The organism is Campylobacter concisus UNSWCS, assembly GCF_000466685.1.
Lineage (GTDB): Bacteria > Campylobacterota > Campylobacteria > Campylobacterales > Campylobacteraceae > Campylobacter_A > Campylobacter_A concisus_A.
In genome coordinates this window covers 34043-49546 of the sequence record NZ_ANNG01000031.1, presented here as the reverse complement: position 1 = coordinate 49546, position 15504 = coordinate 34043, and the positions used below count along the sequence as shown (strand labels likewise).

Sequence of the window (15504 nt, the reverse complement as noted above, 5' to 3'; positions counted from 1 at the left end):
ATGGATAAGAGTTATTGGGATGAATTTTATAAGCAACATACTGGAGATAGTGTTATAAAACAACAAAGTACTTTTGCTAGTTTTTGTCAAGAAGAATTTTTCAAAGATAAAAAGTTAAATATTATTGAATTAGGTTCTGGAAATTGTAGAGATTCTATTTTTTTCGCTGCTAAAAAGCATAATGTTATAGCAATTGATCAAAGCGATATTGTAATAGAAAGCAAGGAGGACGATTCTTTAAAAGATAATTTAACTATTAAAGTAGCTAATTTTGTAACCGATGATTATTCTAAATATGGTGATATAGATGTATTTTATTCTAGATTTACGATGCATGCCATCACAAAGACAGAAGAAGAAAAAATAGTAAAAAAAGTATATGATAATCTTAGGCAAAATGGGTTATTTTGTATAGAGGTAAGAACAACAAAGGATCCATTATGTGGTGTTGGACGCAACATGGGAGACGATACATTCTTTACTGATCATAATAGACGATTTATTAATTCGGATGTTTTTTTGAAACATGTCTTGAAACTTGGCTTTAAGTTAAGATATTTTACAGAAAAAAACAACTTATCCATTTACAAGAATGATAATCCTGTTTTGATGAGGATAATACTTGAAAAATGATTATTCATATAGTGAAGATGAAATTTTATTTAAAAAAGTAAATCAGCTTCTACGTAGTATAAAGTGTGAGTATTGGGTTTGTCATGGTACTTTATTGGGCATAATAAGAGATAATATGATTTTACCATGGGATCATGATATAGATTTCGCTGTTTGGAAAAAAAAAGTAAAAACGGAAGACATAGAAAAACTTTTTAAAGATAGTGGTTTTAAACAAGAAATTATTCTAGGTGAGATGGATTGTTTGCATTTTACAAACGGTTCTAAAAAAATAGATATTAGTTTTTATGATGTAAAAGATAATGTTGCCTCAGTTAGATGGGTCGTTCCAAAAAAAACAAATCTAAAAAATAAATTTTTAAATTTTATCGCAATGATTATACATTCACTTGATAATAATATTGTTATTGACCTTGAGATTAAAAACATAAAAGATTTACTAAAATTTTTATTAATAAAAGTAACAAAGTTAATAAAGCCATTTATCAAAAAAAATACTAGAAAAAAAATCTATGAGGATGCTATAAAAAGTTTTTATTATACTGGATATAGCTATGATATAAATTTAATGAAATTTAAAAACATTATTTTTTTAGATGAAGTTGTTCCTGTTCCAATAGATTCTGAAAAATGTTTGGAAATAACATATGGTAAAGATTGGAGAGTTCCAAAAAAAAATTATGTTTGGTACAATGAGGCAAATAATTTAATAAACATGTAATTAGAAAAGGAATTTATTTATGAAAGTTTTGTTACTTGCTGGTGGGTTCGGGACTAGACTAAGTGAAGAGACGGATATTAGACCAAAACCTATGGTTGAAATTGGTGGTAAGCCCATCCTTTGGCATATTATGAAAATTTATAGCCACTACGGGTTTAATGATTTTGTAATTTTATTGGGCTATAAGGGCTACTATATAAAAGAGTTTTTTGCAAATTATTTTTTACATAGAAGTGATATAACTATTGACATAGCTAGTGGTAAAATGGAGATATTAAATAACACTAGCGAACCATGGAGAGTTACTCTACTAGACACAGGTTTAAATAGTATGACTGGGGCTAGAATCAAAAAAGCTAGAAAAATCGTAGGAAATAATACTTTTATGCTGACATATGGAGATGGTGTAGCTAATATAAAAATAGACGACCTTTTAAAATTTCACTCATCCCATAAAAAAATAGTAACAATGACTTCAGCGCAGCCAGATGGAAGATTTGGCGCTTTAGAAATTTCAGATCAAGATCAAGTGCTACAATTTAAAGAAAAGCCAAAAGGTGATGGCAGTTGGATAAATGCAGGTTTTTTTGTTTGTGAGCCGGAAGTGTTTGATTATATAGATGACGATGAAAGTACTGTTTTTGAGCAAGAGCCACTTATGAGACTTGTTCAAGATGGGGAGATATTTACTTACAAACATCATGGTTTTTGGATGCCAATGGATACACTAAGAGATAAAAATAAACTAAATGAAATGTGGCGAGAAAATAAAGCGGAATGGAAAATTTGGGAATAAAAATGTTCAAAAATGTTTTTAAAAATAAAAAAGTTTTAATTACAGGGCATACTGGCTTTAAAGGTAGTTGGCTTAGTGCATGGCTCTTAAATTTAGGGGCAGAAGTTATTGGAATTTCAAAGGATATCCCAACAAATCCATCCATGTTTGTTTTACTAAATTTAAAAGATAAGATCAAAAAAGATTACAGAGCTGATATTCGTAACTTGGATATTATAGAAGAAATTTTTCTTAATGAAAAACCAGATTTTGTCTTTCATCTGGCAGCTCAACCAATAGTCTCTGTTTCATATAAAGATCCAATAGAAACCATAACTTCAAATGTTATGGGCACTACAAATATTTTAGAGATATTGAGAAAAGCAGAGCATGAATGCACGGCTATAATTATAACAAGTGATAAAGCTTATGATAATATCGAACAAGTTTGGGGATATAGAGAAAATGATGCACTTGGTGGAAAAGACATTTATAGTGGGTCTAAGGGCGCAGCAGAGCTTATTATTAAATCCTATTGTAACTCATTTTTTAAAGAGATTAAAAATATAAGGATAGGTGTAGCAAGAGCAGGAAATGTAATTGGCGGTGGGGATTGGGCTAAAGATAGAATTGTAGTGGATAGTATGATGGCATGGAGTAAAAACAAGGCTGTAAATATTAGATCTCCAAAATCTACAAGACCATGGCAACATGTTCTTGAGCCACTTAGTGGTTATTTAAATTTGGCTATGGCACTATCTTTAGACGATAGTTTAAATCACGAATGTTTTAACTTTGGTCCAAGAGCTGAACAAAATCACAGTGTGGCAGAATTATTGATGGATCTTAGTAAAATTTGGAGTTTAAAAAATATATATAATGTTGTAGATGAAATAATTTTTGACGAAGCTAAATTACTAAAGCTAAATTGCGACAAGGCGTTGCACTATCTTAAATGGCATGCAAGCTTAGAGTATAAAGAAACAATTGAGTTTACCTCACAGTGGTATTATGACTTTTACAAAAAAAACTCAGATATGTTTAAAAAGACAACAGAACAAATAATAGAATATGAAAATCTTGCAAAAAATAGAGCGTTATCATGGACGGAGTGATTTTAACACCATTAAAACAAATTTATAATCCAAAGGGTGACATTTTTCATGCGATGAAACAAAGTGATTATGGTTTTTGTGGCTTTGGAGAGGCGTATTTTTCAACTATAAACGAAAAAGAGATAAAAGGCTGGAAGAAACACAATCAAATGGTGCTTAATATTGTAGTCTGTTTGGGAGAGATTAAATTTGTAATTTATGATGATATAAAAAAAGAATTCTTAAGTGTAAAATTATCTCATAAAAATTATCAAAGACTGACTATAAAAAACGGGTTATGGATGGCTTTTTGTGGTCTCGGAAAGAATAATATGCTTTTAAATATTGCAAGCATAGAGCATGATCCTAACGAGTCTATTAGCATGGACATTAATAACATTAAATATAATTTTTAAAGGCTTTAAGTGAAAAAAATATATCAAAAGGAGTGGTTTGGTATAAAATTTAGTGAATTTACTAAGCTTAATTCTAAGAAAATTGCAGATGATGAGTTTTATAAAAAATTTTATGAGCTATTTTATAAAAAATTTAATTCATATAAAGACCTTTCAAAAGACTATATTGAGCGTAAAACAAATATTGCAAGAGATATTATAATCTTTTCGAAAAATTATAAGGATATTCTGTCTATAGGTTGCGGTAACGGTTTTATTGAAAATTTTATAATTAAAAATAGCGATAAAAATATATTAGCAATAGAGCCTTCTAATAATTTTAAGTGGTTGACAAATGGGGGGGGTGTAAAACCGTGATAGGCTTTTTCCCGGAATGTGTCAAAGATGAGAAAAAATATGAATTTGGTTATTGTAGCACCATAGACTATGTTTTTAATAATGAAGAGTATACTAATTTTTTAAAAAGTGTTTATGAATATGGATTTAAAGAATTTTATTTAGCTGAGGTTATTATGCCAGCAGAAGGATTTGTTGCAAGTATAAAAGAGATTGTAAAAACTGTTTTATCACTACTTGGATTATATAATAAGGGTCAGTTTTGGGGATACTTAAGAAATATTGATGAGCATATCATACTTCTTAAAAAGGTTGGTTTTGAAAATATAACTTATGGCACTCATAAACATGGATCATATTGGATTAGGATTAAAAATGAGAAAGATTAGACTTTCAAAATCTTCAATTGGTGATATAGAAAAACAAGCCGTTTTAAAGGTGCTTGATGAAGAGTATCTTGGTATGGGTAAAAATGTTATGCAATTTGAAATTGCTATTAAAGAGTATTTAGCTACCGATATGGAAGTAGTATGTGTAAACACTGGAACCTCTGCTCTTCATTTGGCTCTTGCAGCGCTTGATTTTAACGAAAACGATGAAATTTTAGTTCCAACTATTACTTATGTTGCGTCTTTTCAGGCTATTTCTGCTTTGGGGTTAAGACCTATTCCTTGTGATATAGATCCTGACACGATTTTTATCGATAAAGATGATATTAAAAGAAGAATTACTAAAAAAACTAGAGCCATTATGCCAGTGCATTATGCCAGCTCATCTAAGAGTATGGAAAGTATTTATGAAATTGCAAATGAGTTTGGACTAAGGGTTGTCGAAGATGCTGCTCAAGGATTTGGCTGTCTTAGGAATGGTAAGAAAGTTGGCAGCAGTGGAGATATAATTTGTTTTAGTTTTGATGGGGTAAAAAATATTACTTGTGGTGAAGGTGGAGCCATTTTATCTAGTGATTTAAAATTTATACAAAAAGTTAGAGATATGAGGCTTCTTGGAGTTGAAAAAGATAGTGAAAAAAGGTACTCAGGTCAAAGAAGCTGGGATTTTGATGTTAAGCTTCAAGGTTTCAGATATCACATGAGCAATATTATGGCGGTAATCGGAATAGCTCAGCTTTCTAGGATAGATGGCTTCATAGCTAAAAGAAAAGAGCTAGCCAGACTATATGTGGATTTGCTTAAAGATGTAGATGAAGTTGATTATTTAAAATTTGATTTTGATGATGTTGCTCCATATATCTTTGTCATAAAGGTAAAAAATAGAGATGGATTGCGAAATTTTTTACTAGAGAATGGCATAGAAACAGGTATTCACTATAAGCCAAATCATCTTCTAACAAAATTTAATGCCGGATATTCGTTGCCAAAAAGTGAAAAAATATATGATGAAATTTTAACGCTTCCGTGTCATTTTGACTTGAAAATGGATGATGTAAAATTTATTGTAAATAAGATAAGGACATTTTATGCAAGATAAACCACTAGTATCGGTGATTATGAATTGTTTTAATAGTGATGAATTCTTAAGAGAAAGTATCGAGAGCGTAATAAATCAAACATATAAAAATTGGGAATTAATTTTTTGGGATAATCAATCAACTGACAATAGCGCAAACATTGCAAAATCGTATAATGATAGTAGAATAAAATATTTCTATGCTCCAAAGTTTGCTCCACTTTATGGCGCTAGAAATTATGCCGTTAAAGAAGCCAAAGGTGATTTCATTGCATTTTTAGACTGTGATGACTTGTGGAAAAATGATAAGTTAGAAAAACAAATTTCATTAATGCACAATGGTGATTTTGGGCTTTGCTACACTAACTTTTATATTATGGGTCAAAATAAAAATAAGAAATTATTTGTTAAAACTCAGCCATCGGGATATATTTTTAAACACCAAATAGCTAATTATTCTATCGGAATTTTAACAGTTATGATTTCCAAGAAAGCATATGATAATATTGAAGATAAGTTTGACTCAAGCTTAAATTTTCCAGGAGATTATGATCTTTTTATTAGGCTTTTAAAAAACGAAAAGGCATGCTATATAGATGAGCCACTTGCGTATTATAGGGCTTCTAATGCAAATAGTATCTCCAATACAAAACGCCTTGATAACATCAAAGAGGTGAAAGTTGTATTAAAAAAATTAAAGAATATGTATAGCGAGAAGGATATATTAAAGAGGCTAGATGAAGCAAAGGCCATAATGGATATAAAAGAAATTTTATTTTCTTTGAAGGATCTTAATACAAGAGAAATTCTAAGAATTTTAAGAGATATGTCTTTTAAAGATGCTTTTTCTTTAACTGTTTTAAATAAAATTATCTCAAAAATTTTACGAATTTTGAGATGGTACTCTTAGATTTATTTGTAATATAAACGACTCACTAAATAAGCTTTTATATTTTTATGGATTGTGTTCAGAGTTTTCATACATCGTTCTAAATTTGTAGCACTTAAATATTTTAGTATCTAGCCCAACCCTGTTTTGCAAAAAATAAAGGCTGCCAGGAGACTGCTCGTCTATCTTTTTCTTTACGTAAAATTTAAGTACAAAAAGTATCACAAAAAGCAGCGAGCAGCTTATATAGTCTATCACGCGTTTTAAGGCGTATTCAAAGGCATTATAAGGCTTGATATCGTTTAAAAAGTTTAAATTTTCGCCATTTTCTGGGATGTAGCACTTTTGTAAGTAATTTTCTAAAAAACTCTCCACATTTAGAAATTTGATCTTTTTATACTTTGTTTTAAACTGCAAAAGCGTGAGAAATCTCACCAGTTTGCTATCAACGGGCTTTTGGGTATTTAGCACTATTAGCCTTTGATCGCCTGATTTTATGAGATTTTCTAGTGCGCTTCGAAGAGCTTTAGCGTCGCTATTTTCATGGGACAAAAAATTCACTTGGCCAAATTTCTTCCTAAGCTTCTCTAGCTCGAGTTTGGTGAAAGTATATTTTTCGCCAAGGATGATCATAGGCCTATCCCTTTATCTTTATTTTAAATTTGCATTATATAATTCGCCTAATTATACCCAAACGTGCTAATTGCATTTTTAAAAAAATAGTTAAGGTTAAAATATGTCTCAAAAATTTCTTGCTGTGCTTGTTTTGGCGCTGATCTGTGCCATTTCTTTTGCGCTCTCAAACACGGTTTTGGCTAAATTTCACACTAGCCCGCTCATCATCTCGATCATTCTTGGCGCCATTTTTGCAAATCTTTTCACCAAACAGACTCAAATTTTAAAAAGTAGTGGCGTAGTAGCGATCGCTGGGAAGCAAATTTTAAGGCTAGGCATCATACTTTTTGGCTTCAATATAAGCCTTAGTGAGATCGCAAGTGTCGGAGTTCTTGGCGTGATATACGCAGCTTTTATGGTCTTTGCGACCTTTTGCTTTGCGCTTTTTACCGCTAAGGCTTTGGGGCTTAGCAAGGATAGTGCCGTGCTCATTGGCTCAGGGGCAAGCATATGTGGCGCAGCTGCTGTCATGGCTACTCAAAATGAGATAAAAGCAGACGCAAACAAGCTTGCTATCGCCATTTGCACGGTGGTGCTATTTGGGACGATTGGCATGTTTATCTATCCATTTATCGCTAAATTTCTAGCTCTCACGCCTCAGCAAACTGGCTTTTTTATCGGCGGCTCGCTTCACGAGGTAGCTCATGTAGTGGCAGCCTCAGCGGCATTTGACGGCACAACAAGTGGCTCTGCCATCATCATAAAAATGCTTCGCGTCATCATGCTAGTGCCATTTTTGTTTTTGCTAAGTTTCTTAAATTTAAGCCAAAATAGTGGCGGCTCAAAGCTAAAGAGCATACCTTGGTTTGCGCTATTTTTCCTAGTGGCGATCTGCGTTAGGTCTTTGCCATTTTTCCCTGAAAATTTGGTGCAAATTTTAAAGCTCTCAGCTAGCATCTGCCTTTGCATCGCGATGTGTGCTTTGGGTTTTGGGATAGATAGAAGTATATTTAAAGCGACTGGCAAAAAGCCATTTTTGTTAGCATTTTTTATATTTTTATGGCTTATTTGCTCATCGCTTATCTTTGTTAAGACTCTTTGCTAGTTTTTAGTTTTTGCAAAAACTCTTCGATGTTGTATTTTGCTCTGTAGGCTGGGCTTAAAAGGTGTATCAAAATGTCGCCAAGGTCCATCACGATCCAATCAGGCGAGCTCTCAGTGCCTATAAATTTCTCTCCAAGAGGCTTAAGCTCCTCTTTTAGGTCTTCTCCTAGTGAGTAAGCGTGCCTCTCACCAAGCGTAGTAGCGATAACTACGGCCTTTACGAAATAATCATCCCCGCTCATATCAAACACTTGTATCTCTTCAGCCTTTTTTGCGTCTAAAACCTTAACTATACTTTCGGTGCGCTCTTGCATCGATCTTTCCTGCATCTTTAATCCTTGGTAAAAATTTATAATCTCATCTTTTATCTCGCTAGGCAGCTCATCAAGCCCCTTTTGGTGCCTGATCTGCGATGAGCTAACATCCACATGCACGTCCATTTTTTGTAAATTTTGTGGAATTTCTATGTGATTGCGCTTAGCGATCACAAACTGCACCAAATTTTTTAGCTCCTCGTAGCCATGCCACTTATCAAGCGTAGCTAGGTGGTCCGCGCCTATTATGAGATAAAATTTCTCTATCTTGAATTTCTCATACAAATACTTAACCGTCTCTATGGTAGGCACTGGGCGAGCTAAATTTATCTCATAGTCTGAGATCTCGACCTTCTCTAGGCCGCCCCAAATTTCTCTTATCCACTTTAGGCGAAGCTCTGGCGGAGCTGAAAATTCGCTCTTAAAGGGACTTATAAAAGTTGGCATGATGATGAGCTTGTCGATATCAAGGCCGCTTAGTGCCATTTTCACAATGCTATCGTGTCCTAAATGAACCGGATCAAAGCTCCCGCCAAAAAGTGCTAACTTCATCTATTAAAGTGCCTTGTTTATATTTGTTTTAAAATTCTTTTTTGTAGAATTAGGCGTAATTATATCAAAAGGAGCTAAGATGTCAGTTAAAGTAGCAATAAACGGCTTTGGGCGTATCGGTAGGTGTGCTGCTCGTATTATTTTAGAGCGAGACGATGTTGAGCTTGTCGCTATTAACGACACCGCAACAAGGGATATGACGAGGTATTTGCTTAAATATGACAGCGTGCACGGCGAATTTAAGCAAGACGTTAAGGTGATAAGCGACGAATTTATAGAAGTAAATGGCAAAAAGATAAGAGTTTTTTCTACAAGAGATCTAAACGAGCTTAGCTACGCAGACTACGGTGTAGACGTGGTTTTAGAGTGTACGGGCAAGTTTTTAACCACTGAAAAATGTGAGCCATATCTAGCTCGTGGCGTCAAAAAAGTCGTCATGAGCGCTCCCGCAAAAGACGACACGGCGACCTTTGTAGTGGGCGTAAACGACGATAAATACGCGGGCGAAGCGATCGTCTCAAATGCAAGCTGCACTACAAACGGCCTAGCTCCAGTTGCAAAGGTGCTAAATGATAAATTTGGTATCGTAAAAGGGCTGATGACCACGATCCACGCATATACAAATGGTCAGAGCTTAGTAGATGTAAAGGCAAAAGACTTCCGCCGCTCACGTGCTGCAGCGCTAAATATCGGACCTACGACCACAGGTGCTGCAAAAGCTATCGCTAAAGTGCTTCCAGAGCTAAGCGGCAAACTACACGGCCAAGCAGTGCGCGTGCCAGTGGCAAACGTCTCAATGGTCGATCTAACGGCGGTTTTAAAAAGACCAGCTAGCAAAGAGGAGATAAACGAAGCATTTAGAGCGGCTGCGGAGTCAAATTTAAAGGGAATTTTATTTGTCGATGACGACTACAGAGTTAGCAGCGACTTTTGCACGAGCACCTTTAGCAGCATCGTAGCGAGCGACACTACGCAGGTCATCGTTGATGATATGGTGAAGGTCTTTGCGTGGTACGACAACGAGTGGGGCTATTCAACAAGGCTTGTAGATCTTGCTAAGATCGTGGCTACAAAGTAAATTTAAAGGGTGAAAAATGAGTGATATTTTATCGATCAACGACCTTGAGCTTAATGGTGCAAAAGTCTTTATAAGGTGCGATTTTAACGTGCCTATGGACGAGTTTTTAAACATCACTGATGACCGCAGGATCCGCTCAGCGATACCAACTATCCGCTACTGTCTAGATAACGGCTGCAGCGTAGTTTTGGCTAGTCACTTGGGTCGTCCAAAAAATGGTTACGAAGAGAAATTTTCACTTCAAGGCGTAGCAAAAAGGCTATCAAGACTGCTTGATAGAGAGGTGATATTTGCTGAAGATGTGATCGGAAATGACGCTAAGACAAAGGCTGAGGCTCTAAAAGCTGGCGAAATTTTGATGATAGAAAATTTACGTTTTGAAAAGGGCGAAACCAAAAACGATGAGGTTTTGGCAAAAGAGCTTTCAGAATTTGGCGAATTTTACATCAATGACGCATTTGGCGTTTGCCACAGAGCTCACGCATCGGTTGAGGCGATCACTAAATTTTACGACGAGAAGCACAAGGCAGCGGGATTTTTACTACAAAAAGAGATAAATTTCGCTCAAAATCTTATAAAACATCCATCACGTCCATTTGTCGCAGTTGTGGGCGGCTCAAAGGTGAGCGGCAAGCTTCAAGCGTTGCATAACCTTCTGCCACGTGTTGATAAGCTCATAATCGGCGGTGGCATGGCATTTACATTTTTAAAATCAATGGGTGAAAATATCGGAAATTCGCTCCTTGAAGAGGAGCTCATCGAAGATGCGCGCGAAATTTTGCGTAAGGGCAGGGAGCTAGGTGTCAAAATTTATCTGCCAGTAGACGTCGTCGCTGCTCAGACATTTTCAGCTGAAAGTGCCGTAAAATACGTCCCAGCTCAAGAGATCCCAAATGGCTGGATGGGGCTTGATATCGGGCCAGCGTCCATTAGGCTATTTAAAGAGGTCATCGCCGATGCGCAAACCATCTGGTGGAACGGACCTATGGGCGTTTTTGAGATGGATAAATTTAGCAAAGGTAGCATCAAAATGAGCCACGCTATCATCGACACTCACGCGACAACCGTCGTTGGCGGTGGCGATACGGCTGATGTGGTCGAGCGCGCTGGAGACGCTGATGAGATGACATTTATCTCAACCGGCGGTGGTGCTAGCTTGGAGCTCATTGAAGGCAAAGAGCTACCTGGCATAAAGCCGCTTAGAAAAGAGGAGTAGGTCTTGAAATTTCTAGCGAATTTAAAGTGCAACCACACAAGAGAGAGCTTTAGAGAGTACGCGAAAATTTTAGACGAAAATTTAAGCGCAAACGACGACGTGAGCGTATTTGCTCCAGCTAGCGCCTTTTATGAAAAAAGGCATATTTTTAGGCTTGGGGCGCAGAATTTCTACCCGTGCGAAAGTGGGGCATTTACAGGCGAGATCGGCAAGGCAATGCTTGATGAATTTGATATCAAAGACGTGCTGATCGGCCACTCTGAGAGGCGTGAAATTTTAAGCGAGAGCGAGGAGTTTTTGCGAGCGAAATTTGACTTTGCCGCAAAAAATGGCTGGAATGTCATCTACTGCATCGGCGAAAATTTAAGCACAAACGAAAGCGGAGCTACCAAAGAATTTCTAAGCCGTCAGCTTGAAAATATAGACCTAGATTATAAAAATTTAGTCATCGCCTACGAGCCGATCTGGGCGATAGGAACCGGCAGGAGCGCTAGCATAGAGCAGATAGATGAGGTGCTAAGTTTTTTAAAGACAAAGGCAAATGTGCCACTACTTTACGGTGGAAGCGTCAATGCGGCAAACATCGCTGATATCGCAGGTATCAAAAGCTGCGATGGGGTTTTAGTAGGCACAGCCAGCTGGGATGCGAATAATTTTCTAGGGCTTATTCACGCGGCATCTCGCTGATAAATTTAAACGATCTTGCAAATTTCACCCTGTGACAGGCTATTTGCCTAGTCTTGGGATGAAATTTGCTGCGAAACATTTAAATTTGCCTAGCGATATACCCGCTTGTTGGCTTGTTTAAATTTTCGAAACGCAAATTTAAACATCTGGAGTTGCGTGATACTGCCGCTATTAAATTTGGTTTAAAATTTGAATTGCAAAATTTTAAAGGAGAAATAATGATTTTAAAAGGTAAAAAAGGTCTGATCGTCGGTGTTGCTAATGCTAAATCAATAGCTTACGGCATCGCAAAAGCTTGTCACGATCAAGGTGCGCAGATGGCATTTACATACCTAAATGACGCTCTTAAAAAGCGCGTTGAGCCGATCGCTGAGGAGTTCGGTAGTAAATTTGTCTATGAGCTTGACGTAAATAACCAAGCACATTTAGATGGGCTTGCTAGCCAAATCAAAAAAGACCTTGGCGAGATCGATTTTGTCGTGCATGCAGTGGCTTACGCACCAAAAGAGGCGCTTGAGGGCGAGTTTGTAAATACCACAAAAGAGGCATTTGATATAGCGATGGGCACTAGTGTTTATTCGCTGTTAAGCCTTACTCGCGCGGTCCTACCGGTTCTAAAAGAGGGCGGCTCGGTGCTAACTCTTACATATCTTGGCGGACCAAAATTTGTGCCACACTACAACGTCATGGGCGTTGCAAAAGCGGCACTTGAGAGCTCAGTCCGCTACCTAGCACACGACCTTGGCGCTAAAAATATCCGCGTAAATGCGATCAGTGCAGGCCCTATCAAAACGCTTGCTGCAAGCGGAATAGGCGACTTTAGGATGATCTTGCGCTACAACGAAGTAAATAGCCCACTAAAACGCAACGTCACCACAGAAGACGTCGGCAACAGCGCTATGTACCTACTTAGCGACTTAGCTAGCGGCGTAACAGGTGAAGTCCACTACGTAGACTGCGGCTACAACATCATGGGCATGGGCGATGTGGCTACCGACGCCGAGGGCAACACGATCTTAGCTTGGGACGCAAAATAACCTATCTATATAAATTTGGCGGGGCGGCTCGCCAAATTCTTCTTTTAAATTTCACCAAATTTATCGCAAGGACAGAAAAATGAGAGCTTTAGATGAGTTTATAGACACAAATGAGCCAGGCTGGGCGCTTATCGAAGAGTGGCTAAAAGAGGCTAAAAATGGCTATGAAATTTTGCCTTGCGATGAGAGTAGGGCGCAAAGTGAGCTTTTGGGACTTCAGGTAACTACTCGCTCGCCGATGGGAGCGCTTGTTTATGGGTGCGGCGGCATAGTGATAGATGGCGGTTGGCTGCGTCTTCTTGGCTCTGGATGTGAGCAAATGAAGCGCGGAATTTACAGCTTCAACCTTGGCAAAAGCTTTAGCGAAGCAGGGCAGATGCCTGGCTATTTGCTCGTGGCGGACGATGTTTTGGGCGGATTTTTCGCGGTAAATGGCGGCGCTTTTGACGGCAAAGCTGGCAACGTCTTTTACTATGCGCCAGATAGCGGCAAATGGGAAGATACGCAGCTTGGCTACTCGCAGTTTTTATACTGGGCGCTAAGTGGGGATATATCTAAATTTTACGAGCTTTACCGCTGGGATGGTTGGCGCGAAGATGTGAGAAATTTTAGCCTTGATAAGGTTATGTTTGCGCTACCACCACTTCTTTGGCAAGACGCCGACATAAGGGCAAGGCTAAAAGATATGAAAAAAGATGGCGTTAATGTAGATGAATATTTTGTTTCTTTGTTTAAGGGGGAGAAATAGGATTGATTTTGTAAATTTCGGCTTTTGCAAATTTTAAAATCTTACTCACTCACCTTAGCAACTTACTAAATTTTGAAGCGTGATATGCTCGCTCATTAATTTTTAAAATTTGCCTGACACTCGCATGATGATAAAACGCATGCGGCGCAAAGCGCTTTCGCATGCTACATCTAACGTTTGTCGGGGTTAGGGGATTGTTAAGGGGGAAGGGAGCTTCTTTGCATCGTGAGCTCGCAACTGCAAGCAGACCGTAATTCAAGCCTCTTCCCCCTTAACAAAGAAACAAAACTTTAAATTTTAAAAATCTATTTTGTAAATTTCAAAATTCCATTCACTCGCAAGAATTGGCTACTAAAATTTGGCTTCGCTTACAGCTTAGCTCAAATTTTAGAGCCGAAATTACTCGTTCATGAAATTTTAAAATTTACCTGAACTTTCTAAGTTGCAAGAAGTAAATTCCTACAAATCCAAAAATTTAAACAGATATCCTAAAATAATCAAAAAATTTAAAGGAATTTTATGCAAAGTAAGCTTTTTACGCCGCTTAAGATAGGTGGCATCGAGATCAAAAACCGCATTATCATGGCTCCGATGTGTATGTATGAGGTTAAAAAAGAGGATGGCCGTCCAAGGTGTTTTCATAAGCTTCACTACGCTACAAGGGCGATCGGCGGTGTTGGCATGATCATCGTTGAGGCGACGGCTGTGGAGGCGCGTGGCAGGATCACTAAAAAAGACCTTGGGCTTTGGAGTGACGAGCAGATCGAGGCTCACGCGGAGCTGGTAAAAGGCTGCAACAAATACGGCGCCAAAATGGCCGTCCAGCTTGCTCACGCAGGCAGAAAGGGCACTTGTGAGGGCATTATCGCGCCAAGCATGGTTAAATTTAGTGATGAATACGCCACGCCAAAAGAGATGAGCGCAGAGGATATCGCAAGCGTTAAGCAAAGCTTTGTGGAGGCGGCCATTAGAGCAAAGAGCGCAGGATACGAGGCTGTGGAGATACACGCGACGCATGGATATTTGATAAATCAATTTTTATGTGCTGGCACAAATAAGCGAAGTGACGAATACGGCGGCACTTTTGAAAACCGCATAAGGCTGCTGCTTGAAATTTTAAGAGAGATCAAAGCTGGCGCTAATATCGCAGTTGGTGCAAGAATTAGTGCAAGTAGCTGGCTTAAGGGCGACTGGGGCGTAGAAGATAGCGTAAAACTAGCGCGTGAGCTAGAGAAAAATGGAGCTGACTTCATCCACGTCTCAGCTGGTGGAGTCTATGCAAAAGTTGATAGCGCGCCTAAATTTACGCCTCTTTATCAGGCTGGCTACGCAAAAGCGGTGAAGAATGCAGTTAAAATCCCAGTCTTTGCAGTCGGTCTCATCACAAAGGCAAGCGAGTGCGAGGCATTGCTACTTGGCGATGTTTGCGACGGCGTAGCGCTTGGCATGGAGCTACTACGCAACCCATATTTTGCTTTTGGCGCCATGAAAGAATTTGGCGAAAGCGAAAAGATAGAAAACGCCTACAAAAGGGCTTACTAAATTTTCTTGGCAAGGTGAGAGCCTTGCCAAATTTCATTTTTCTTAAATAAAATCACTAAAATTTACTTGCTATTTTTTTACAATAATAAATCAAAATTTCTATATTTATAGCTATAAAATCGCATTTATTTTAAATTTTTACCTGAAATTTATATTTAAAATTATAATATTCAATTTCAAAATTAGACTATAAACTAAAATAGTAATTTTAATAATCAAACTAGGAGGAGAGATGAGATTTAAGGGCTTATTTAAGCTCTCTCTTGCAGCAAGCGTGGCA

The 15504-nt window shown here is 37.6% G+C and carries 18 protein-coding genes; 16 read left to right on the top strand and 2 right to left on the bottom strand.

The genetic code is table 11. The features are described 5' to 3' along the window. The 9 genes from UNSWCS_RS07385 to UNSWCS_RS07345 are packed head-to-tail and all read left to right on the top strand — an operon-like array spanning nt 1 to nt 6352. Nucleotides 1–633, top strand: coding sequence for a class I SAM-dependent methyltransferase (locus tag UNSWCS_RS07385; protein WP_021087968.1), 633 nt, complete (start codon nt 1–3; stop codon nt 631–633). Next, nucleotides 623–1354, top strand: a complete 732-nt coding sequence (locus UNSWCS_RS07380; protein ID WP_021088015.1) for a LicD family protein — start codon at nt 623–625, stop codon at nt 1352–1354. The genes UNSWCS_RS07385 and UNSWCS_RS07380 overlap by 11 nt, the downstream gene beginning before the upstream one ends. A gap of 19 nt (nt 1355–1373) precedes the next feature. After that, entirely contained in the window at nt 1374–2150 is a 777-nt protein-coding gene (gene rfbF, locus UNSWCS_RS07375) for a glucose-1-phosphate cytidylyltransferase (protein WP_021087987.1), read from the top strand. Beyond that, nucleotides 2132–3244: a CDP-glucose 4,6-dehydratase gene (gene rfbG, locus UNSWCS_RS07370; protein ID WP_235044399.1), complete on the top strand. Its 1113-nt coding sequence runs from the start codon at nt 2132–2134 to the stop codon at nt 3242–3244. The genes rfbF and rfbG overlap by 19 nt, the downstream gene beginning before the upstream one ends. After that, the gene (locus UNSWCS_RS07365; protein ID WP_021087991.1) at nt 3232–3639 is read left to right on the top strand and encodes a WxcM-like domain-containing protein; all 408 of its coding nucleotides are present in this window, start codon (nt 3232–3234) and stop codon (nt 3637–3639) included. Before rfbG ends, UNSWCS_RS07365 begins: the two co-directional genes overlap by 13 nt. Nucleotides 3640–3648: 9 nt before the next feature. Further along, complete coding sequence (locus UNSWCS_RS07360) at nt 3649–3996, top strand: hypothetical protein (RefSeq protein WP_035143698.1); 348 nt, start codon at nt 3649–3651, stop codon at nt 3994–3996. Further along, nucleotides 3993–4364 carry a hypothetical protein gene (locus UNSWCS_RS07355; RefSeq protein ID WP_035143696.1) on the top strand — a complete coding sequence of 124 codons (372 nt, stop codon included), beginning with the start codon at nt 3993–3995 and terminating at the stop codon, nt 4362–4364. The genes UNSWCS_RS07360 and UNSWCS_RS07355 overlap by 4 nt, the downstream gene beginning before the upstream one ends. After that, nucleotides 4351–5463 carry a DegT/DnrJ/EryC1/StrS family aminotransferase gene (locus tag UNSWCS_RS07350; RefSeq protein WP_021088017.1) on the top strand — a complete coding sequence of 371 codons (1113 nt, stop codon included), beginning with the start codon at nt 4351–4353 and terminating at the stop codon, nt 5461–5463. Before UNSWCS_RS07355 ends, UNSWCS_RS07350 begins: the two co-directional genes overlap by 14 nt. After that, nucleotides 5453–6352: a glycosyltransferase family 2 protein gene (locus UNSWCS_RS07345; RefSeq protein WP_021088007.1), complete on the top strand. Its 900-nt coding sequence runs from the start codon at nt 5453–5455 to the stop codon at nt 6350–6352. Before UNSWCS_RS07350 ends, UNSWCS_RS07345 begins: the two co-directional genes overlap by 11 nt. Nucleotides 6353–6397: 45 nt before the next feature. Here the strand turns inward: UNSWCS_RS07345 and UNSWCS_RS07340 are convergent, their stop codons facing one another. Beyond that, nucleotides 6398–6964, bottom strand: coding sequence for a sugar transferase (locus UNSWCS_RS07340; RefSeq protein WP_021087976.1), 567 nt, complete (start codon nt 6962–6964; stop codon nt 6398–6400). A 103-nt stretch (nt 6965–7067) separates the two neighbouring features. Here UNSWCS_RS07340 and UNSWCS_RS07335 point away from each other — a divergent pair, with 103 nt between their 5' ends. Continuing rightward, nucleotides 7068–8051, top strand: coding sequence for a YeiH family protein (locus UNSWCS_RS07335; protein WP_021087973.1), 984 nt, complete (start codon nt 7068–7070; stop codon nt 8049–8051). Here the strand turns inward: UNSWCS_RS07335 and nadD are convergent. Continuing rightward, nucleotides 8035–8916 carry a nicotinate (nicotinamide) nucleotide adenylyltransferase gene (nadD, locus tag UNSWCS_RS07330; protein WP_021087982.1) on the bottom strand — a complete coding sequence of 294 codons (882 nt, stop codon included), beginning with the start codon at nt 8914–8916 and terminating at the stop codon, nt 8035–8037. The genes UNSWCS_RS07335 and nadD overlap by 17 nt on opposite strands. A 79-nt stretch (nt 8917–8995) precedes the next feature. Here nadD and gap point away from each other — a divergent pair, with 79 nt between their 5' ends. The 6 genes from gap (at nt 8996) to UNSWCS_RS07300 (ending at nt 15224) form a co-directional block, all read left to right on the top strand. Next, entirely contained in the window at nt 8996–9994 is a 999-nt protein-coding gene (gene gap, locus UNSWCS_RS07325) for a type I glyceraldehyde-3-phosphate dehydrogenase (protein WP_021087967.1), read from the top strand. A gap of 16 nt (nt 9995–10010) precedes the next feature. Continuing rightward, on the top strand, nt 10011–11210 hold the full coding sequence (locus tag UNSWCS_RS07320) for a phosphoglycerate kinase (protein ID WP_021087962.1): 1200 nt from the start codon (nt 10011–10013) through the stop codon (nt 11208–11210). 3 nt (nt 11211–11213) lie between these two features. Next, the gene (locus UNSWCS_RS07315; protein ID WP_021088012.1) at nt 11214–11897 is read left to right on the top strand and encodes a triose-phosphate isomerase; all 684 of its coding nucleotides are present in this window, start codon (nt 11214–11216) and stop codon (nt 11895–11897) included. Nucleotides 11898–12115: 218 nt separating this feature from the next. Next, nucleotides 12116–12934, top strand: coding sequence for an enoyl-ACP reductase FabI (fabI, locus tag UNSWCS_RS07310; protein ID WP_021088025.1), 819 nt, complete (start codon nt 12116–12118; stop codon nt 12932–12934). 79 nt (nt 12935–13013) lie between these two features. Further along, on the top strand, nt 13014–13682 hold the full coding sequence (locus UNSWCS_RS07305; RefSeq protein WP_021088024.1) for a DUF2625 family protein: 669 nt from the start codon (nt 13014–13016) through the stop codon (nt 13680–13682). A gap of 519 nt (nt 13683–14201) precedes the next feature. Further along, nucleotides 14202–15224 (top strand): NADH:flavin oxidoreductase/NADH oxidase, encoded by a 1023-nt coding sequence (locus UNSWCS_RS07300; RefSeq protein WP_021088033.1) that lies wholly within the window; start codon nt 14202–14204, stop codon nt 15222–15224. Nucleotides 15225–15504: the final 280 nt, after the last annotated feature.

What these genes read in the sequence shown, in the direction of transcription:
- UNSWCS_RS07385 (WP_021087968.1), top strand. Translation starts at nt 1, where the DNA reads ATGGATAAGAGTTATTGGGATGAATTTTATAAGCAACATACTGGAGAT.
- rfbF (WP_021087987.1), top strand. Translation starts at nt 1,374, where the DNA reads ATGAAAGTTTTGTTACTTGCTGGTGGGTTCGGGACTAGACTAAGTGAA.
- rfbG (WP_235044399.1), top strand. Translation starts at nt 2,132, where the DNA reads ATGGAAAATTTGGGAATAAAAATGTTCAAAAATGTTTTTAAAAATAAA.
- UNSWCS_RS07365 (WP_021087991.1), top strand. Translation starts at nt 3,232, where the DNA reads ATGGACGGAGTGATTTTAACACCATTAAAACAAATTTATAATCCAAAG.
- UNSWCS_RS07350 (WP_021088017.1), top strand. Translation starts at nt 4,351, where the DNA reads ATGAGAAAGATTAGACTTTCAAAATCTTCAATTGGTGATATAGAAAAA.
- UNSWCS_RS07345 (WP_021088007.1), top strand. Translation starts at nt 5,453, where the DNA reads ATGCAAGATAAACCACTAGTATCGGTGATTATGAATTGTTTTAATAGT.
- UNSWCS_RS07340 (WP_021087976.1), bottom strand. Translation starts at nt 6,964, where the DNA reads ATGATCATCCTTGGCGAAAAATATACTTTCACCAAACTCGAGCTAGAG.
- UNSWCS_RS07335 (WP_021087973.1), top strand. Translation starts at nt 7,068, where the DNA reads ATGTCTCAAAAATTTCTTGCTGTGCTTGTTTTGGCGCTGATCTGTGCC.
- nadD (WP_021087982.1), bottom strand. Translation starts at nt 8,916, where the DNA reads ATGAAGTTAGCACTTTTTGGCGGGAGCTTTGATCCGGTTCATTTAGGA.
- gap (WP_021087967.1), top strand. Translation starts at nt 8,996, where the DNA reads ATGTCAGTTAAAGTAGCAATAAACGGCTTTGGGCGTATCGGTAGGTGT.
- UNSWCS_RS07320 (WP_021087962.1), top strand. Translation starts at nt 10,011, where the DNA reads ATGAGTGATATTTTATCGATCAACGACCTTGAGCTTAATGGTGCAAAA.
- fabI (WP_021088025.1), top strand. Translation starts at nt 12,116, where the DNA reads ATGATTTTAAAAGGTAAAAAAGGTCTGATCGTCGGTGTTGCTAATGCT.
- UNSWCS_RS07305 (WP_021088024.1), top strand. Translation starts at nt 13,014, where the DNA reads ATGAGAGCTTTAGATGAGTTTATAGACACAAATGAGCCAGGCTGGGCG.
- UNSWCS_RS07300 (WP_021088033.1), top strand. Translation starts at nt 14,202, where the DNA reads ATGCAAAGTAAGCTTTTTACGCCGCTTAAGATAGGTGGCATCGAGATC.